The following is an 18,842-nucleotide window of genomic DNA, read 5'->3' as shown; positions in this document are numbered from 1 at the left end:
GGCGGCTCAGCATCCACCCGCTCCCGATTGCATCAGATTGGCGAGCAACGCCGCGGTGTCCTGGTCGACGACGCCGGTGTCGGGCAGGCCGTATTGGCGCTGGAACCCGGAGACTGCTGCGCGGGTGGCCTCGTCGAAGACGGTGTCGGGATTTTCCAGGAACTGGCCCAGGCGCCGGAGCTTGGTCTCGATATCGGTGACCCGGTTGGAGATGTCCCCGGCCTGCATGGCGACGAACAGCTCGTCGCCCGCAGCCCTGCACTGGCTGTCGCCGGGGCGTTGCTTGAGGACGAACAACCCGTCCATCACATAGCCGTCGGCTTCGTTCAGCGTCAGCAGCGAAGCGTCGCCGCGCAGGGAATCATAGCGCACGGTGTCGGAGTGGAAATAGAGCTCGCCCGTCTCCGACACCGACAGGATCGCGTGGCCGCCATCGCAATCGATGCCACAGCGGATCGACTTGTCGGTGAAGGAACAGGTGCCGGTGATGCCGAAGGTCTGGTTGGGCACGTCCCATTCGGTGATTTCGAGCTTCACCAGCGCCTGTTCGCCCTGTTCCGAGCCTGATTCCTGGTAGCGCGTGAAGCGGGCGGTGATCTCCCGGATCGGGCCGTTCTGCCGATCGAAGGATGTGGCGTAGCAGGTGCCGGCCTTGTCCATGATCGAATCTGCGGAGGCTGGCGGTGCGGCCAGCGCGAGAAGTGCCGCCCCGCACAGGGCGAGCCGCCTCGCAAAGGATGCCGGTGACGAAGGGGTGCGGTTCGGTGTCATCGCCAGTTGCCTGTCAGTACGAAGGGGGCCCAGAAGAAGGGATGGGAAAAGCCGAGATCGATGCCGGTCTGGCGCTCTTGGAACGATTCCCCGGTGCGCACGGCGGTCTGGAACACGACGCTGCGGGTGCGCAGGTGATCGGGAGAGCCGATCAGGCCGCCGATGAACTCCCGCTGCGCTGTCGCCAGCGCCTGCGCCTTGGACATCTGCCCCAGTTCGCGCAATTCGTAGAACCGCTGCATCAGGATCGCGGTGGCGCTGTCGGCCACCGGCCAGAGGCTCGCCAGCGTCGATTTCGCGCCGCGATCGCTGGTGATCTTGGCGAGGCTGTCGATTTCGCGGCCGTCGCGACCGGGATTGGCGAAGCCGGTGGTGCAGGCCGACAGGGTCAGCAGTTCGACATGCTCGAAATCGAACTCGGTCTTGGCGAGCTTGATGTCCCTGAGCGTCAGGTAGTCGCCGGTTCCCAGAAGCAGGAATGAATCCTGGTCGGTCTCGCCCAGCGCGAAATGCGAGGAGACATGGACCACGCCGACGCCCGCGGGCGTGGGTTCGCCGATCTGCAGCGCTGCGGCAAGCGCGGGCCGGTCGAAGGCGTCGTCCATCCGGACGCTGCCGTCGAACAGGCCGAAGCCGTCCTCGCCCTTGACGATGCCGTCGAGCTCGATCGCCACGCCGGGCAGTGCCGAAAAGCTCTCGGTCTCCTGGGTCATGCCGAGCGCCGCGAAGGGCGCGCCGGTGACCTTGCTGCCGCTGATCTCGTGGCCGGAATTGGTGAGAATCGAGGTCTCGTAGTCCTCGACCAGGAATTTGGTGCCGTCGTGAAGCGCGGCGAACGGCAGGTAGCGCAGGCGCTTGTCGAGCGAGAGCAGCAGAAGCTGGGTGCCCGCGCTGCGCAAGTCGGCCGCCACAGGTTTGACAAGCAGGTCGTACAGCGTCCGGCTGCCGGGCAGGGGGTCGAGATCGGGATCGCTCAGGCTTGCATGCAGCCTGTCGATCGCCGCGTTCAGGTCGGCTTCGCGGAACGGCGTGCCGTTCCAGTCGGTGATGGTGCGGCTCACCCGGTTGTCATGCGTGGTCAGGATGATGCTGAGACGGTCGGGCAGCACCAGGTAATGCAGCACCGCCGCCTGCTCGCCGGGGGTGTTTTCGACATAGGCGTCGGCCACGCCGAGCGCTGCCTGGAAGCCGGCTTCGCCGGTCTCGGTGATGGCGCCCGCGGCTGCCAGAATGGCGTCGATGCCGCTCTGGTGCGCCTGCCTCGCCTCGGCAAGCGTGTCCTCGATCGCGGTCCGTTCGCGCGCCTGCTCGGCCGTCAGCTTCTTGAGGGCCGCCTGGGCAGCAAGTTGCGCCGCGCGCCGCGCTTGCGGGATCGTCGGCGGCGCAAGCGCGGACAGCGCAGTCTTCAATGCCTGTTCCTCGGGCGAATAGGGCAATTGCGCGAAGGCCTGGCCGGCGAATTCCCCGTCGCGGCCGGTGAACTGGAAGGTCTCGTAGTCCTTGAGCAGGCCGAGCACGACCTGGGCCTCGCCGAGCCGGTTCTGGCTCACCAGCAGATCGGCGAGCCAGCGGTAATTGTCGGAGACGAGATCGCGGAAGCAGCCCTGCAGCCTTTCCGGCATGCCCGAAAGGCCACCCCGCAAGGTCTGCAATTGGTTGATCGTGTCCTTGGCGAGCACCAGCGCCAGCCTGTCGGCACCGAGCGCGAAGGCCCGCTCGCTCGCCTTCGACAGATGGCAGACGGCCGTGAGCGTGGCGTCGAGCGGGGCCGCGCCATAGGCTTTGCGACCGAGCGCGTCGAGGTCGTCGAGTTGAAGTTCGGCCGCAAGCGCGGTCAGTTCGAGCCGCAGCGCGGCTGCTCGGTCTCCGGTCTCCTCGAGCGCCGCGGAGTATTCGCGCGCGGCGTTGACCAGCGCGCGGCTCAGGCCGCCGCGGGCGGCCGCGCGCTCGAAGGCGGCGGATGTCTCGCCGAGGTCGCGCTTGGGCGTCGCTCCCTTGGCCGTGCCCGGATCTTCCAAGAGTTCGAGATACTGGCGTGCAGCGATATCGTTGTGGCGGGCGTGGAACCGGAGCAGATCCTCGAAGCCTTCCGGGAGAGTGGCCATGTCGGCGCGTGAGCGCTGTGCCATAACGCGGCGGAATACCGGGGCTGCGGCGCGGGTCAGCAGGCTTGCCCGGAACTCGAAGCCCTGTTCCTTCTCGTCCTTCAGGCCGCGGTCGAGCGCGCCGCGGAAATCCCCGAAGGCGGCGAGCACGTCGATCAGGAAGAAGGAATTCTCGGCTTGCAGTCGCGCGATGCCGGGCCCCACCAGTGCGGCGCCGAACTGTCCTGACGCGAGCCGCCGTGCGGCATCGGTGCAGAAATACTCCCGGATCGATTGGTTGCCGCAGATCTGGTCGAGCAGGGCCGTCATCGCTTCGGGCAGGTCGGCTTCCCTCCCCATCCGCCTGGCGGTGAGGATGGCGGCAGCCAGGATCGAGCGGACGTCGCTTTGCGAGCCGAAGGGCGCGTCAATCCAGTCTTCCGCGGGCAGGATGCCCGCCGCAAGCAATCGTTCGGGCTCGTCCTTCGATTTCGCCAGCTCCGGATGATCGCTGATCAGCCGGAACAGATCGAAATTCTTGTCCTTGCGATCGAACTCGACCACGTCGGGATGCGTCTGCCGCAACAGCCGGGCGGCCTCGGCCAGATCGACCACCCCGCCGCAATCGGTGCACATGTAGATCGAGCCGTCGTTGAGCCCGTATTTGCCGAGAAGCTTCTCGCCGTCGACAGAGGTCAGCGCGATGCTGCCTTCCATGATCCGGTTGCTCAGAAGCCCGCTCAGGGCGAAGTTGCTCTTCGCCGCCAGCGCCTTGAGCAGCCGCTCATAGGCCGCAAGCGCCGCGCCCGCATCCTCCGCGGAGCGGTCATCGGCTTGCCGCGCCAGTTGATAGAGGGCGAAGGTGTCGCCGTCGCGTGCGGCGGTTTGCGCGAGCGTCCGCGCCCTGTCGGGATCCGGCTTGGTCCCGAGCCCGTGCTGGACCATGAAGGCAAGGCGCGAGGCGGCATAGGCGGCGCCCCGGTCGGCGGCCGCTTCGAGCAGCGCCACGGCCTGCGGGCTGCCTTTGCCGTCGATGCTCGCACCTTCGAGCAGCCGCTCGGCCAGCTTGTAGAGCAGGGCCGGTTTGGCGGTGCGCGCGACCTGGTCGAGCGCCGCCGGTGCGCGCATCACCAGTGTCGAGAGCCGCGCGAGTGCGGGATATTCCAGAAGGCTGATCTGGGCACCGTAGGGGACCGATAGCGGCCCCGCGGGGACCTGTTCGCCGTAGTCGGTGTCGGCGAAATTGGCATCGGCAAGGAGCGCGCGAACCGCGTCGGGCACCCGCGCCGGATCCGCCAAGGCGGCAAGATAGAGGGAATAGGCGGATTGCCCCTGATTGGCCTTGGCCCGCCAATGCGCGGCGGCGGCGGGATCGGCATCGACGCCGACGCCGTTCGCGAAAAGGGCGGCCAGCATGCGCTGCGGTTCGTCGTCGTTGTCCCCGTAACCATGCGGGAAGAGCCGCAGCGCGAGCCTGGTTTGCCACGGGCTCCATTCGCCCGCCTGCGCCATGGCATTGATGCTGGACGCGAGATCGGCGTCGCGGATTTCGAGCCAGGTGCTTCGCTGGTCGAGGCCGGGATCGGCGAGAAAGCGCAGCGGGCTGACCGCGAGCTTGTAGGCGCCGCTATCGGCTTCGCAGGCCCCCGCCGTCACCTTGATGTCAGCGACCCGGGCAAGATCGCCAATGCCGGGCGTGTAGCTGTCGTCGCGGGGCGGCAGGCCGAGACCCGCAAGCATGCGGTTCCAGTTCGCCCGGCTTCCCGGGCCGAAGGCGCCGTCGATTTCTCCGTCGGCGCAGCGATGCAACGCCATCAGCCGTTGCGCGGCGATCAGCGAACCGTGATAGACGGAGCGGAATTCCGCCTGGCGGCGGGCAAGATCGGGCAGGTTGTCCTGAAGGCTCACGCCCAGGATCTGGCACAGCCGGTCGCCATAGGCCGCAGCGTCCCGCTCGACCGCGTCGATCAGGTCGGGGTGGGCGGCGAGCACGCCATCGATCGCCTCCGCGCCGCGCGGGCCGAGGCTGGCGAAATCGTAATTCTGCTCCAGCATGTCTGCAAAGCCGGCAAGGCCTGCTTCACGGCCGAGGGTTCGGATCGATTTTCCGGCCCAGCCGGACAGCGCGATGATCGCCGCCTGTCGCTGGTCGTCGGTGGAACCCGGCTGATGGCAGGAGAACGAGGCGAGCGCCTTGGTCATTCGCTTGAGGCCTTCCCCGGGCGGCAATTCACGGGTCGCAAGCGGCGCGGAGGCGGGGCTGTCGGCGGCAACCGTGGCAGGCGCGGCTGCGGTCTGCGCAGCTTCGGCCGGGGCCATTTCCTCAGTGTCGGCAACAGGCGTGTCCGGTGGTTCGGGGTAGTCCGGGCCGGCCGCGCCGGAGTTGTTGGCGCGAAGTGACCCCAGGATCTCTGGTGCGGCTTGCATGAAGCGGCCGCGGTCGTCGGCGGCATAGCTCAGATGCAGCGCCGCAAAGCAGCCGCAGCGGTCGACCCGGATGTAGTAGGAGGAGATGGCGCGGTTCTCGTCCGGACTTTCGATGGTGATCGAGCATTCGCTGCGGCTGACATAGCGGCCGTAGGAAAGGGTGAATCCGTATTTGACCCAGTTCTGCCGGCGCTCGTCCACAAGTTGTGCGCAGGAGGCATAATCGTCCTGGATCAGGCGGAGATTGCCGGAAACGCCGGGGAGCGAGAATTTCCGGTCGACGCCATCGACGATATACTGGGCACCGCCGGGCAGCCGGGCGACGATGTCGTAACGGACGCTGTTGCGATAGATCTCAAGGGCCTGGACAGGCCCCGCAACCGGCAGCAGCAAGAGCAGAAGGAACACAAGTCTGGCAATCATTGTGGCCGTTCCTGTCAAAAGATCGCCAAACTATAGGAAATTTCGTAGGTGTCGTGCGCGGCAGCGAAGTCTTCAAATTGATTTCTGGCAACTATAGTTGCGAGCAGATGACGGCGTGTCAATCGACTTGCGGATGTATCACCGGCCGCGCCATGGCCCTTGAACAGGATATTGGCTCCGTCACCTTGCTTCGCTGCGGCAGCGGGCATCGGCGCGCGCTTCGGATGGCCTATGCGAGAGCCTGCACGGCAATGGCGCCGCCATAGACGGCGAGAATGCCGGCGCTTTCGAAGCCGATGCCGCCGGGTCCTGTGCGCTGGCGCACGATCAGGCCGAGCAGCAGGGTGGCGGTCATCACCAGGCCGGTCGCTAGCCAGAAGAAATCGCCCCGTGTGAGCGCGTGATAGAGCGAGCCGTCGCGGTAGCCGATGTCGGACAGCGTCAGGAACAGCGTGTCGAAGGTGTTGCCGCCGATGATGCCGCCGACGGCCAGCTGCAGCGCGCCCCGTCGCACCGCCGCCAGCGTTGTCACCAGTTCGGGCAGCGAGGTTGCCACAGCCGTCATCAACGCTCCGACAAGGGATGCCGAAAGCGCGTATCGATCGGTCAATTCGCTCGCCACTTGCGCGATCGCCCAGCCGCAAACGGCCATGACCAGCATCAGCGCTCCGAAAATGGCAAACAGCGACAGGTTTCCGTCCGAATCCTGTTCTGCTTCCTCGGGCTCGTCATTCTTGGTCTCGGAGGTGCCGACCGGTCGCCACATCGGCTGTTCGCGGACGCGCCTCGAGGCCACGACCCCCACCGTATAGACGATCACCAGCACATAGGAGGCGGGATGGATGCCGAGCAGCGTCACGTCCGGCCCCGCATAGGCCAGCACCGGAATTACCAGCATCAGCATCAACAGCGCGCCCTGGAACACATTGGCGAGTTCGGCGGCCGCGTGCTCGAGATTGGCACGGCGATACAGCACGTCGGCGAGGGCCAGGAACGCGGTTTGGGCGGCAATGCCACCGACACTGTTGGAAAAGGCGAGCGAGGCGCGGTCGTCGAGCGCGGCGGTGAGGGAAACCACGGTTCCAGACAGCGACGTCGCGGCCCCCAGAAGCACGCCGCCCACCAGCGCCTCTCCCAGGCCGGTGCGATCGGCGATGCGGTCGGCAAGCCCGGTCATGCGCACGCCACAGGCGAGGATGATCAGGCTCGCGGCCAGGAAAATCGCAAGCAGAAAGGGAAGCGACAGGTTGTCCAAAGGCATGAGGCGTGGGCTCCGGTTGCAGGGTCAATGCAGCGGGCGGCCGATTGTTCAATCACGGGGGCGGGCCCCGGTGTCAGGTCATCGGGATGGGGCGTGGTGTTGCGCCGCCTGACGTACCACGTCGGAGATTTCGAGAAGCTGTTTGCCGAGTGGGCTGGTCTTGCGCCAGATCATGCCGATGGTGCGGGCGGGCTCGGGGGCGGCGAAGCGCGCGATCGACACCGGCGCCGAGCGCGTCTCCACCCCGATCGCCATTTCCGGAATCAGGGTCACGCCCATGCCCGCGCCCACCATCTGCACCAGCGTCGCAAGCGAGCTTGCGTCCAGGATCTCGCGCGGGCGGGAGGACTGGATCTTGCAGAATGATAGTGCCTGGTCGCGGAAGCAGTGACCTTCCTCGAGCAGCAGCAGTTTCATCTCGCGCAGGTCTTCGTGGTTGGGCACCGGTTTTCCCTCGTCCTGCCGAGGGCGAACGAGAACGAAATGCTCCTCGAACAGCGCGATCTCGGTGAGCGCCGGCTCGGAGACCGGGAGCGCGAGGATGGCGGCGTCGAGGCGGCCCTCCGAGAGCTCCTCCACCAGCCTGGGCGTCACGGTCTCGCGCACCTGGATGTCCATGCCGCTGTTCATCCGGGTGAGGTTGGTGATGATCGCGGGCAGGAGATAGGGTGCGATCGTGGGAATGATGCCGAGCCTGAGGCGTCCCACCAGGCGGTGACCTGCGGCGCGCGCCAGTTCGCCCAGTTCCTCGGTCGACTGCAGGATCGAGCGGGCCCGTGTGGCGAATTCCTCGCCGAAACTGGTGAGCCGCACCTGCCTGTTGCCGCGTTCGAACAGTTCGGTGCCGAGTGTCTTCTCCAGTTCCTGGATCTGCACCGACAAGGCCGGCTGCGAGATGGCGCAGGCACTGGCAGCGCGTCCGAAATGGCCGTGCTGCGCCAGGGCCTCGAAATAGCGAAGCTGTTTGAGGGTCAGGTTCTTCATAATCTGAGCCTATCAATATGATCAGCAAAAACAACTTATATAAATCGTTCTGCTTTGATATGATCCGCGCGGATTGGGAGAGCATCCGGTTTTCGGCTTCGTGCCCTTGCGGCATGCGGCACTGCGTTGAAGTCCCGGGCCGGTTGCAAAAGGCCAGCCCGGGCGGCCCGGCATCGGGCCTTGCGATGTCCTGGCTCTCCCCGAAACCGAAGAGATTGAACAGGCAGGATTGGAGAGATCGATGAACGTAGTCGCTAAAGTCGGCAAATGCCCTGTGGCGCACGGCGCCACCAATATGAGCATGCGGCAGAACCGCGACTGGTGGCCGAACCAGCTCAATGTGAGCATGCTGCACCAGAACTCGCCCGCGGCAAGCCCGATGGACAAGGATTTCGACTATATCGAAGCGTTCAAGACGCTCGATCTCAACGCGGTCAAGCAGGATCTTCACGCGCTGATGACGGATTCGAAGGACTGGTGGCCGGCCGATTTCGGTCATTACGGCCCGTTCTTCATCCGCATGGCCTGGCACAGCGCCGGCACCTACCGCACCGCAGACGGCCGTGGCGGCTCGACCTCGGGCTCGCAGCGCTTCGCGCCGCTCAACAGCTGGCCCGACAACGTCAACCTCGACAAGGCGCGGCGCCTGATCTGGCCGATCAAGCAGAAATACGGCAACAAGATCTCCTGGGCCGACCTGATGATCCTGACCGGCAACGTGGCGCTGGAATCGATGGGCTTCAAGACCTTCGGTTTTGCCGGCGGCCGCCGCGATATCTGGGAGCCCGAACAGGACATCTACTGGGGCGCCGAAGACAGCTGGCTCGACGACAAGCACCGCTATGATCCCGATCGTCCGGAACGCGAGCTCGAAAACCCGCTGGCCGCCGTGCAGATGGGCCTGATCTACGTCAACCCGGAAGGCCCGGGCGGCAAGCCGGACCCGCTGGCCTCTGCCCGCGACATCCGCGACACTTTCGGCCGCATGGCCATGGACGATTACGAAACCGTGGCGCTGATCGCCGGCGGCCACACCTTCGGCAAGACCCATGGCGCCGGCGATGCCGGTCTGGTGGGCGCGGACCCGGAAGCCGCCGGCATTGCCGAGCAGGGCCTGGGCTGGACCAGCAAGCACGGCACCGGCATGGGCGCCGACGCGATCGGCAGCGGCCTCGAAGTCACCTGGACGCAGACGCCCACCGCCTGGAGCAACAATTTCTTCGAAAACCTGTTCGGCTTCGAGTGGGAGCTGACCAAGAGCCCGGCGGGCGCCTGGCAGTGGCAGCCCAAGGACGGCGCCGGCGCGGGCACGGTTCCGCATGCGCATGATTCCTCCAAGCGCGTGGCGCCGGCGATGCTGACCTCCGACCTGGCGCTCCGCTTCGACCCGGCCTACGAGAAGATCTCGCGCCATTTCCACCAGAATCCGGAGGAGTTCGCCGACGCCTTCGCCCGCGCCTGGTTCAAGCTCACGCACCGCGACATGGGCCCGAAGAGCTGCTATTTCGGCCCGGAAGTGCCGGAAGAGGATCTTTTGTGGCAGGATCCGATCCCGGCCGTCGATCATCCGCTGGTCGAGGCCTCGGATATCGCGGATCTCAAGATCCGCATCGCGGCGTCCGGCCTGTCGACAGCTCAGCTGGTCGCGACCGCCTGGTCCTCGGCTTCGAGCTTCCGCGGATCCGACAAGCGCGGTGGTGCCAATGGCGCGCGTGTCCGGCTGGAGCCCGCACGCAACTGGGCTTCGAACGAGCCGGAAAAGCTCGCCAAGGCTCTCGATGCGCTCGAGAAGGTGAAGGCCGAGTTCAACGCCAGCCGCACCGACGGCAAGAAGGTGTCGATGGCAGACCTGATCGTGCTCGCCGGCTCGGTCGGCATCGAGCAGGCCGCCAAGGCTGCCGGCAAGCAGATCGAGGTTCCGTTCACGCCGGGCCGCATGGATGCCAGCCAGGAGCAGACCGATGTCGAATCCTACGCCATGCTCGAACCGGCCGCCGACGGCTTCCGCAACTTCCTCAAGGCCCGCTACACGACCTCGGCCGAGGAACTGCTGATCGACAAGGCGCAGCTGCTGACGCTGACCGCCCCGGAAATGACCGCGCTTCTCGGCGGGCTTCGGGTGATCGGCGTCAACCATCGCGACGTCAAGCATGGCATGCTGACCGACAAGCCGGGCGCGCTGACCAACGATTTCTTCGTCAACCTGATGAGCATGGACACCAAGTGGTCGGCCGTCGACGAGGATGAGGAAGAGTTCGAAGGCCGTGATCGCGCCAGCGGCGAGCTGAAATGGACCGCCACCCGCGTCGACCTGGTGTTCGGCTCGAACTCGCAGCTGCGCGCCATTGCCGAGGTCTATGCCCAGGACGATGCCGAGGACAAGTTCGTCCGCGATTTCGTGGCGGCCTGGACCAAGGTGATGAACGCCGACCGCTTCGACCTGCGCGCCTGAGGCGAGGCAGACGTCTCACACTGTGAGATGGCGGAATACAGACCGGGCGCGGAGCTTCATGTTCCGCGCCCGGTTCTTTTGTGCGGGCTTCACGCCTCGGCGCTGTCGGCGGCGACCGCCTCGTGCAGCGTGCGCAGCAGGTCCGGGTCTGCCGACTGGATACGGCTCCAGTTGGGGATGAACGGGGTTTCCATCGGGTTTTCCAGGAACAGCTGGCCGGCGGTGACGATGTTGGCCGCGAACAGCTCCACCGCTTCCTCTTCCTGGTGCCTGTCGGTGTAGAGCCCGTTCATCAGCGCATCGTGGTGGTACATCTCGATCAGGTCGAGCGCGGTGCGATAGTAGGTGGCCTTGATGGTGCGGAAGGTCTCCTGGGAAAACACCACCCCGTCGGTGGCAAGCTTGCGGAACAGCGCTTTGGAAATGTCGACCGACATGCGCGACAGCCCCTGGCTGGCGTCGGCTTTCGACAGCTGCTGATGCTTGTGGTCATAGGCATCGGAGATGTCGACCTGGCACACCGCGCGGCTCGACAGGTTGCGCCAGACCTCCGACAAAACGCCGATCTCAAGCCCCCAGTCCGAGGGAATGCGCATGTCCGGCAGCATGCTCACGCGCATGGCGAATTCGCCGGCGAGCGGATAGCGGAAGCCCTTGAGATACTCGATGTAATCGACATGGCCGCAGACCTTCTGGATCGACAAGAGCAGCGGCGAAACCAGCAGCCGCGAGACCCGGCCATTGAGCTTGCCGCCGGCGATGCGCGGGTAGTAGCCCTTGCAGAACTGGTAGGGAAAGGCGGGGTTCGAGACCGGATAGACCAGCCGCGCCAGCATTTCGCGCGAATAGGTGGTGATGTCGCAATCATGCAGCGCCACCACATCGGCATTCTGGGAAGCAAGCGCATAACCGATGCAGTACCAGACATTGCGGCCCTTGCCGGCTTCCGCCGGGGCGAGGCCGGCGAGCGCGAGCTTCGAGTGGATTTCCTGCAGCCGCGGCCCGTCGTTCCAGAGAATGTCGTGCTTTTGCGGCAGCCGCGCGAAATAGGATTTGGCGAAGCGGTATTGCTCTTCGGTGGCCTGGTCGAGGCCGATAATGACGTGGTTGATATAGCTCGCACCGCTCAACTCGTCGAGAATGCGCGACAGCGCATCGCGGCCCAGTTCGGAAAACAGCGAGGGCAGGATCAGGGTGATCTTGCGGGTGCTCGCAAATTGCCGAAGCTGGCCCTCCAGAACATCGAACGGCATTTTCGACAGGTTGTGAAGGGTTGCCACGCTGCCATTCTGATGAAAATCGGCCACTTGCTCGCTCCTAATCCAGTTCCCAGTGATCCATCAGGCCCATCATCACGCTGTTCCATCCGGCAGGCCCTGGGTTTCCGGCCCTGATGACGCTGCCTGTGGCCTCACCCGCAAGCGGTGGGATCCCCCGGTGGGCGGGATTGGGGATGATGACGCCGAGGTCGGCCTGTTCGATCATGTCCACGTCGTTTTCCGCGTCGCCGAGCGCCACCGCGAAGGCCTGTCCGCGATCTGTGGCGTGACGAACCGCGATTTCGCGCATGCACCGGGCCTTGCTGCCGCCGAAGCTGGGCGTCAGGAAGCGACCGCCTTGCGTGATCTGAAGGCCGCGGACGCTGACTTCGGCCACGAACTCCGCCCGGTCCGCCTCGTTTCCGAGCCAGAGACCGGGCTCTGAAAACTGCCTGTTCCTGGCATTTTCGGCATCGGCACGCGTGAGGCCGGTACGCTCGGCCAGCTGATCGACACTCCAGTCGGAAAACCCCTGGAAATGCTTGCGCAGCTTCGCGGGCAGCTGATCCAGGATCTGCCGGATTTCCCCGTGGCGCTCGGCCGTGTCTTCAAGCTCCCGCCCGGGTTCGAGCATGCCGGCGCCGTTTTCGACGATCGCCGGACAATGGGCGAAACCCAGGGCCTCGCGCAGCGGCGCGATTTCGGCGGCGGTCTTGCTCGAGGCCAGGATCAGTGGAATGTCGTGCCGGCGCAGGCGTTCGAGCGCTGGGGTGGCTTGGGCATGCGAATAGGTGTGGTGGTCGAGAAGCGTGCCGTCGAGATCGGTGAAGATGATCAAGTGCTGGAGGCCTGGTGCGCTCACGGTGTCCTGTCTCAGTTGGTGATCCAGCGGCATTGGTAGGGCGCGAACAGGATTTCTCCGCCGCGCTCGCGAATGTCCTCGCCGGACAGAAGATCGCTCCAGCTCTCGCCGCCGATGAGATTGAGCGACATCGCCGGGATCGACACCTCGGTGTTGGTGAGATTGTGGATCGCGAACAGGCTCTTCGAACGGTCGAGGCTCTGGCGCCAGAAGCCGAACAGCTGGTCGCCGAGCTGCAGCGTGAATTGCGTGGCATTGGGGTGAAACGTCGGTTGCGCGGTCCTGATCCTGAGAATCCGCGTCATTGCCTCGAACACGATGGCGTGGCTGCTCTGCCCGTCGTCGAGATGGTCGAGCAGGTCGGGGTAGTGCCAGCGATGGCGGTTGATCGCCCGGTTGTGTCCCGATTTCTCGACGCCTTCCTGATCGTTGTGGGTGCCGAGCAGCGAATGGATGTAGAAGCCGGGAATGCCTTCGAGTCCCATGGCGATGATCTGGCTGCACAGGAACCGCTCGATGTTCCACTCGTCCTCGCCCTCCACCGTGCCCTTGAGCGCATCGAACAGGGCGACATTGAGCTCATACGTGCGGGTGCTGCCATCGGGCATCTGGCGCATCGACAGCCGCCCGCCGAAGCCCTGCACGGTGTCGAGCACCCGGGCGATGTCGTCTTCGCTGAGGAGGCCCTCCGCCGGGCGCATGCCGATGCCGTCATGGGAGGCGGTGAAATTGAAATAGGCGCAACCCAGCTGCGCCGGCGGCATCGACATCTGCCAGGCATTGAGATGTTTCGAGGTTCCGGTGAGCAATCCGTGCAGCAACAGTGGCGGCAGCGAGAAATTGTAGATCATGTGGGCTTCGTTGCGATTGCCGAAATAACTGAGGTTCTCCGTGTTGGGCACATTGGTTTCAGTGAGCAGCACCACCGGCTCTGTCGTGTAATCGGCCAGAAGCCGGATCAGCCGGACGATCTCATGGGTCTGGCGCATGTGGATCGAGGGGGTGCCGGGCTCCTTCCAGAGAAACGCGATCGCATCGAGGCGGACGGTGCGGACGCCTTTCGCGATGTGGAACCGCAGGATCCGCAGGAACTCGAATAGAACCTCGGGATTGGAGAAATCGAAATCGACCTGGTCATGGCTGAAGGTGCACCAGACATGCCTGATGCCGTTTGCGGTTTCGACCTCGCGCAGCAGCGGATGTGCGCGGGGCCGGACCACCATGCTCAGGTCCGCGTCGGGCGCGGCCTCGAAGAAGAACCGGTCATGGGGCGGATGGCCGAGAAGGTAGTTCGTAAAAAACCCGCTCTGGCTCGAGCAGTGGTTGATCACCAGGTCCGACATCAGCCGGAAGTTTTCTGCGATGCGGCCGATGTCCTCCCAGGCGCCAAGCCCGCTGTCGACGGCGTAATAGTCGGTCACGGCAAAGCCGTCGTCGGAGGTGTAGGGGAAGTAGGGGAGGATATGCACGCCCGTCACCACGCCCTTGAGCCTGGTCTCGAGGAAGTCGGAAAGCAGGTCGAGCGGCTTGTGCTCGCCATTGGTGAAGCTGTTGCCATAGGTGATGACGTAGCTGTCGCGCTCGTTCCACAGCGTGTTGCCGGGCGCCCGGCCGCGCCGCCTGGGCTGTTCCTCACCGGGCCAGAAGGCCGTTATCGTCTGCTCAAGTAGCGTTTCGGAATCGTGATCGGGATAGACCGACTGCAGCAACAATCGCAATCCGTCGCGCAGCCTTTTGGGAACCCGTATCGGAGGAGGGGTTACCTGCGTGGATGAATCTGCATAAAAATTCTCCATGGCTAAATTTTTAGCAGCATTGCCCGTCATGGCAAGCCGCGAGTGGAAATAAACCGGGGATCCAGCTCTTCCATCGTTTCCGGATGACCGGCGCCTGTTTCCCATCGGCGGCCGCCCGTGTTTACTGTCTGTGCGCTCGGGCCGCACCGGAGCTTGCGATCCGGCGAGAGCCGGGCGGCGGCGCGATGAGGGAATGAATGATGTCGATGCGATCGGGTTGGACTGAGGGGATTGGTCTGCTGGCGATGCTGGCGATCCTCGTCTCGCTGGTTGCGCTCGAACGCGGGCGCGCCGGCCTTGGCATCACGCCGGTGCAGATCGGCACCATTCCCGCCACGCTCTACAGCCCTGGGAAAAGCCAGGGCCCGCTGGTGGTGATCGCCCACGGCTTCGCCGGATCGCGGCAGTTGATGCAGGCCTATTCGCTGACCTTGGCGCAGGCGGGTTATGCGGTGCTGGCCTATGATTCCGAAGGCCACGGGCGCAATCCGGTGCCTATGTCGGGGGACGTGACCGCGATCGACGGCACCACCCGGCTGCTGGTTGCCGAACTCCGACGGGTGATCGCCCATGGACGCGGCTTGCCGGGCGCAGGCGAGGGAATCGCGCTGCTCGGCCACTCGATGGCGACCGACATTCTGGTGCGCGCGGCGATCGAGGAGGCCGAGGCCGGCCAGCCTGTCGATGCGGTGGTGGCGATCTCGATGTTTTCGCAGGCCGTGACGGCGGAGCAGCCTCAGCGGCTTCTGGCGATCAGCGGCGAATGGGAGAGCCGGCTGCGCGAGGCGGCGCTTGAAGCCGCCCGGCTGGTCGATCCGGCGGCGGAGGAGGGGGAAACAGTCTCGGCCGGAAGCGTGGTGCGCCGCGCCGAAGTGGCGCCCCATGTCGAGCATGTTGGCGTGCTCTACAGTCCGCATGCGCTTGAGGCCGCGCGCGACTGGCTCGACATGGCGTTCGACAGGAAAAGCACAGCTGCCATCCCTCGTCACGCCCGGGCTCTGGATCCTGCTCCTGATGGGGGGCATCGTCCTGTTGTTGCGCCCGTTGGTCGGACTTCTGCCCGCCCAGGCGAGCGCCGGCGCGGGTCTCTCCGCCAGCCGGTTCTGGGTCTCGGTCATCGCCCCGGCGGTGCTCACGCCGCTGGTGGCCACGACTTTCTACGTGCCGTTCCTGCCGGTGCTGGTGGCCGATTACCTGATGATCCATCTGGCGCTTTACGGCGGGGGGCAACTCTTGCTGATGCGCGGGGCGAGCCAGGGCGAGTGGCGGTTCTCGCTTCTCGCCGTGGGCCTGCTCATCCTGTGGGGCGTCGGTGTCTTCGGCGGTGCCATGGACCGCTATGCGGCAAGCTTCATGCCCCATGCCGAACGGCTGCCGATCATCGCCGTCCTTGCCGTCGGCACGGTGCCGTTCATGATCGCCGACAGCCTGGCGAGCGGCGCGGGACGCGGCGTCTGGTGGCGGCGGATCGCTGCGCGCGTCGGAATCCTCGTCTCGCTCGGCGCGGCGGCGATGATCGATCCGGAGCGGCTGATGTTCTTGTTCATCATCCTGCCTGTGCTGGTGCTGTTCTTCTGCGTGCACGGGCTGATGGGGCGCTGGGTGGCGCAGCGTGCCGGCCCGCTGTCGGCCGGCATCGGGCTCGGGCTCTGCCTCGCCTGGGCGCTCGGCGTGACCTTCCCGCTGTTCAGCGCGGGCTAGGCTTGCCGGGCCGGGCACCGGTGGCGTGGCTCATGCCTCGAAGGAGCTGATCCGGTGTGACGACTGGTCGAGCCAGGCGGGGCTCACCTCCACGCCCCAGCCGGGCGCATCGGTAACGGTCGTCTTGCCATCGACAATGTCATAGGGCGAGGCGACGAACAGGCCGTCCTGCCAGGGATAGTAGTCCCCGCCCTCGATCGAGAATTCGAGATATTTTCCCGCATTCGGGATGGCGCGCAACAGGTGCATGGTGAACAGGGTGACCATCGACCAGTTGGCGCAATGCGGCGTGCAGGGCAGGCCGGCCGTGTGCGCCATGGCGGCGACCCTCAATGTGCGGGTCAGGCCGCCGAGATAGCAGATGTCGGGCTGGACGATATCGACCGCCTTCATGTCGATCATCCAGCGCCAGTTCGGCAATTCGCAATCCTGCTCGCCGCCGCTCACGTCGATCGCGAGCGCTTCCGTCACCTGCTTGGTCTGCTCGTATTCCCAATAAGGGCAGGGCTCCTCGAAATGGCTGATGCCGTGCTGTTCGAGCATCTTGCCGATCTCGATCGCCTGATCGGGCGCATAGCACGAATTGGCATCGACCAGCAGCGCCACGCCGTCGCCCATTGCCTTGCGCATGGTCGGAACGATCTCCTCGGTGCGGCCCGGCCATTCGTCCCGGCCGCGGCCGCATTCGGCTCCGATGCGAAACTTGAAGGCGTCGAAACCGAACCGGTCGCGCAGGCGGCTGAGCCTCTCGGCCTCGTCCTTGGGCGTGATGTCGCGCTTCATCGAGGAAGCGTAGGCACGTATCGTTCCGGACGTGCCGCCGATCAGCTCGCAAACGGGCTTGCCTTCAAGCTTGCCGCGCAGGTCCCACAGCGCGGTGTCGAGGCCGCCCAGCGCACGCTTGAGGTAGGAGCCCGGAAACTTGTGTTCCTTCTCGGGGATGAGATCGACCAGGTGATCGATGTCGAGCGCGGACTGTCCGAGCGCATGGGGGGCTACCTGGCGGTGGAGCACCTGGGCGGTGATATCGGCGTGATAGGGGGCCACCTGACCCCAGCCGGTGTCGCCGGTGTCGGTTGTCACCTTGACGAAGCAGACGAATTCATTGGCGAATGTTTCGATATGGGCAATTTTCATGTCGCGCGTTTCCCTGCCGGAGTCGGAACGGAGCATAGCCGTTCTGTTGGCCTGATGCGAAGCTTGCCGGTACCGCTCGCTCATCAAATCTCGGGCGCGCCTCCGCCCGTCAGGCGGATCGCGTTCGAAACGCGCGAGACTGCCGCAGACCCGCTCCGGCTTCCCGGCCGCCATGGGGCGGCCGCAGAAACCGGGCTTGCGGGGCGCGGTTCACCGTCTCCCGCGGGCCGTGCTGACCACCGCCTCGGCTTCGATTTCCACGCGGAAATCGCCGATCAGGTTGCCGACCAGAAACGCGGTGTTGGCCGGCGGGTTGGCGGCAAAGCGCATGCCGTGGGCGCGGGAGGCGGGTTCGATGTCTTCCTCGCCGCGCAGATAAAGGCGCGTGCGCAGGATATCCTTCGGGTCGCCGCCAAGCGCGCGCACGGCGGCTGCGATCTTGTCGAGGATATAGGTGGTCTGCGCGCCGGCATCGCCGAGCGCGATGGTCTGGTCGACGCCGTGGGTGGCGGTGGTGCCCGACACCAGGATCCGGTCACCGTCGCGCACCGCGCGGCAATAGCCGGCGATCGGCTCCCAGCGCGAGCCGGAGAACACCCGCGAACGGTTGGGGTTATCGGGGTCCTGGACCGCCGTCATCGCGCTCGGCATTTCGGCCAGGTGGTGGCTGAGATCCCCCGAGGCGGTGAGGAACGGCGGCTGGCGGTATTCGTCGCCGCAATCGCCCGGCAGCGGCTTGGTCGCGGCGAAGGCCTCGTCGAGCAGCGCGTGGTCTTCGGCGTCGAGCGCGAAGGCGAAGAGCTTGAGATTGTCCGCGCGGTGCTGGTTTTCGCCAAGCCGCGCGCCGATGATGACACCTGCCACATGCTCGTGCTCCAGCACCCAGCGCGTGGCCACATTGGAGATCGACACACCATGCTTGCGGCCGATCGTATCGGCCGCGCGCAGGATGCCCTGATAGGCGTCCCAGCCGCCGGCTGCATGGATGAAGCGCAGATATTTGGCGCCGCTCCAGTCGCCCACCGCATCGGGTTCGGGCTTGCCGAGCCAGCGCGCCGACAGGAAGCCGCCGCAGAGTGTGCCGTAGCAGAGAAGCTGCACATCGTGCTTGCGGCAGGTCTCCGCAAGATGGCCCGCGGCGCGGCGGTCGATCAGCGAGAACGAGATCTGATTGGAGACCAGCGGAATGCCTTCGGCCAGAGCCAGGTTCAGATGCGCAGCATCGAAATTGGTGACCCCGATCTCGCCGATCAGGCCCTCGTCCTTGAGCTTCCTGATCTCGTGCAGCGCATCGATCCAGGCGGGATGTTCGAAGCTCCACCAGTGGAACTGGAGAAGATCGATCCGGTCGACGCCGAGGCGGTCGAGCCGTTCCTGGATGCCCGCGCGCACCACGTCCTCCGTCATCGGCCCGGGTTCGGGGCACCATTTGGTGAAGGCGAGCGGGCGCGGCGCGCCTTTATGGGTGCGCAGCAACTCACCCGTGATGAGTTCCGAGGTGCCGTAGTGGTCGGCCATGTCGAAGGTGTCGAACCCATCCTCGACATATTCGGCCAGGGATTTGGCGCCGGCAGCGCGATCGAGCAAAACGCCGTCCTTTTCCTGGTCGGCAACCTGCCAGAGGCCCGTGAGAACGCGGCTGATCGAAAGGGTGGGAGTGAGGTTCTTTCGTTCAGGTTTCATGG

At 65.4% G+C, this 18,842-nt stretch carries 12 protein-coding genes and 1 pseudogene; 3 read left to right on the top strand and 10 right to left on the bottom strand.

What is annotated here, in order from left to right; all coding sequences use genetic code 11:
- Positions 1–6 precede the first annotated feature (6 nt).
- The 5 genes from AWJ14_RS02175 to AWJ14_RS02160 all read right to left on the bottom strand — a co-directional run bounded on the left by AWJ14_RS02175 (position 7) and on the right by AWJ14_RS02160 (position 7,950).
- Positions 7–771 (bottom strand): peptidoglycan-binding domain-containing protein, encoded by a 765-nt coding sequence (locus AWJ14_RS02175; RefSeq protein ID WP_083219955.1) that lies wholly within the window; start codon positions 769–771, stop codon positions 7–9.
- Positions 768–5,705 (bottom strand): CHAT domain-containing protein, encoded by a 4,938-nt coding sequence (locus AWJ14_RS02170; protein WP_066174296.1) that lies wholly within the window; start codon positions 5,703–5,705, stop codon positions 768–770. The genes AWJ14_RS02175 and AWJ14_RS02170 overlap by 4 nt, the downstream gene beginning before the upstream one ends.
- A gap of 14 nt (positions 5,706–5,719) precedes the next feature.
- Positions 5,720–5,914 carry a hypothetical protein gene (locus AWJ14_RS22110; protein ID WP_139112497.1) on the bottom strand — a complete coding sequence of 65 codons (195 nt, stop codon included), beginning with the start codon at positions 5,912–5,914 and terminating at the stop codon, positions 5,720–5,722.
- Positions 5,915–5,934: 20 nt separating this feature from the next.
- Positions 5,935–6,966 (bottom strand): sodium:calcium antiporter, encoded by a 1,032-nt coding sequence (locus tag AWJ14_RS02165; protein WP_066174293.1) that lies wholly within the window; start codon positions 6,964–6,966, stop codon positions 5,935–5,937.
- Between the two features lie 78 nt (positions 6,967–7,044).
- On the bottom strand, positions 7,045–7,950 hold the full coding sequence (locus tag AWJ14_RS02160; protein ID WP_066174291.1) for a hydrogen peroxide-inducible genes activator: 906 nt from the start codon (positions 7,948–7,950) through the stop codon (positions 7,045–7,047).
- Between the two features lie 241 nt (positions 7,951–8,191).
- On the opposite strand from AWJ14_RS02160, the gene katG reads away from it, so the two are divergent.
- Positions 8,192–10,402 carry a catalase/peroxidase HPI gene (katG, locus tag AWJ14_RS02155; protein WP_066174288.1) on the top strand — a complete coding sequence of 737 codons (2,211 nt, stop codon included), beginning with the start codon at positions 8,192–8,194 and terminating at the stop codon, positions 10,400–10,402.
- 89 nt (positions 10,403–10,491) lie between these two features.
- Here the strand turns inward: katG and AWJ14_RS02150 are convergent, their stop codons facing one another.
- From AWJ14_RS02150 to AWJ14_RS02140, 3 genes are read right to left on the bottom strand one after another with little or no spacing between them, the layout of a single operon-like run.
- On the bottom strand, positions 10,492–11,709 hold the full coding sequence (locus AWJ14_RS02150) for a glycosyltransferase family protein (RefSeq protein ID WP_066174285.1): 1,218 nt from the start codon (positions 11,707–11,709) through the stop codon (positions 10,492–10,494).
- Between the two features lie 10 nt (positions 11,710–11,719).
- Positions 11,720–12,523: an HAD-IIB family hydrolase gene (locus tag AWJ14_RS02145; RefSeq protein ID WP_245304094.1), complete on the bottom strand. Its 804-nt coding sequence runs from the start codon at positions 12,521–12,523 to the stop codon at positions 11,720–11,722.
- Positions 12,524–12,534: 11 nt separating this feature from the next.
- On the bottom strand, positions 12,535–14,235 hold the full coding sequence (locus AWJ14_RS02140) for a sugar phosphorylase (protein WP_245304093.1): 1,701 nt from the start codon (positions 14,233–14,235) through the stop codon (positions 12,535–12,537).
- Between the two features lie 281 nt (positions 14,236–14,516).
- Between AWJ14_RS02140 and AWJ14_RS23045 the strand changes: the two are divergent.
- Positions 14,517–15,050 (top strand): annotated as a pseudogene (locus tag AWJ14_RS23045) (alpha/beta hydrolase); the annotation flags it as partial.
- A gap of 283 nt (positions 15,051–15,333) precedes the next feature.
- Positions 15,334–16,020: a hypothetical protein gene (locus tag AWJ14_RS22640; RefSeq protein WP_245304112.1), complete on the top strand. Its 687-nt coding sequence runs from the start codon at positions 15,334–15,336 to the stop codon at positions 16,018–16,020.
- Between the two features lie 30 nt (positions 16,021–16,050).
- On the opposite strand, the gene AWJ14_RS02130 is transcribed toward AWJ14_RS22640, so the two are convergent.
- Both AWJ14_RS02130 and AWJ14_RS02125 read right to left on the bottom strand, forming a co-directional pair.
- Positions 16,051–17,157 carry a mandelate racemase/muconate lactonizing enzyme family protein gene (locus AWJ14_RS02130; RefSeq protein ID WP_066174277.1) on the bottom strand — a complete coding sequence of 369 codons (1,107 nt, stop codon included), beginning with the start codon at positions 17,155–17,157 and terminating at the stop codon, positions 16,051–16,053.
- Between the two features lie 210 nt (positions 17,158–17,367).
- Positions 17,368–18,840 carry an aldo/keto reductase gene (locus tag AWJ14_RS02125; protein ID WP_066174274.1) on the bottom strand — a complete coding sequence of 491 codons (1,473 nt, stop codon included), beginning with the start codon at positions 18,838–18,840 and terminating at the stop codon, positions 17,368–17,370.
- Positions 18,841–18,842 lie beyond the last annotated feature (2 nt).

It is taken from the genome of Parahoeflea olei (assembly GCF_001703635.1).
In the GTDB taxonomy this organism is placed as follows: Bacteria; Pseudomonadota; Alphaproteobacteria; order Rhizobiales; family Rhizobiaceae; genus Hoeflea; species Hoeflea olei.
The sequence above is the reverse complement of the archived record's forward strand: the minus strand, read 5'-3'. Positions and strand labels throughout refer to the sequence as shown.

Bases quoted from the DNA above. Each gene is read 5' to 3' on its own strand.
- AWJ14_RS02130 (WP_066174277.1), bottom strand. From the start codon at position 17,157: ATGAAAATTGCCCATATCGAAACATTCGCCAATGAATTCGTCTGCTTC.
- AWJ14_RS02160 (WP_066174291.1), bottom strand. From the start codon at position 7,950: ATGAAGAACCTGACCCTCAAACAGCTTCGCTATTTCGAGGCCCTGGCG.
- AWJ14_RS02175 (WP_083219955.1), bottom strand. From the start codon at position 771: ATGACACCGAACCGCACCCCTTCGTCACCGGCATCCTTTGCGAGGCGG.
- AWJ14_RS22110 (WP_139112497.1), bottom strand. From the start codon at position 5,914: ATGCCCGCTGCCGCAGCGAAGCAAGGTGACGGAGCCAATATCCTGTTC.
- AWJ14_RS02170 (WP_066174296.1), bottom strand. From the start codon at position 5,705: ATGATTGCCAGACTTGTGTTCCTTCTGCTCTTGCTGCTGCCGGTTGCG.
- AWJ14_RS02125 (WP_066174274.1), bottom strand. From the start codon at position 18,840: ATGAAACCTGAACGAAAGAACCTCACTCCCACCCTTTCGATCAGCCGC.
- AWJ14_RS22640 (WP_245304112.1), top strand. From the start codon at position 15,334: ATGGGGGGCATCGTCCTGTTGTTGCGCCCGTTGGTCGGACTTCTGCCC.
- AWJ14_RS02165 (WP_066174293.1), bottom strand. From the start codon at position 6,966: ATGCCTTTGGACAACCTGTCGCTTCCCTTTCTGCTTGCGATTTTCCTG.
- katG (WP_066174288.1), top strand. From the start codon at position 8,192: ATGAACGTAGTCGCTAAAGTCGGCAAATGCCCTGTGGCGCACGGCGCC.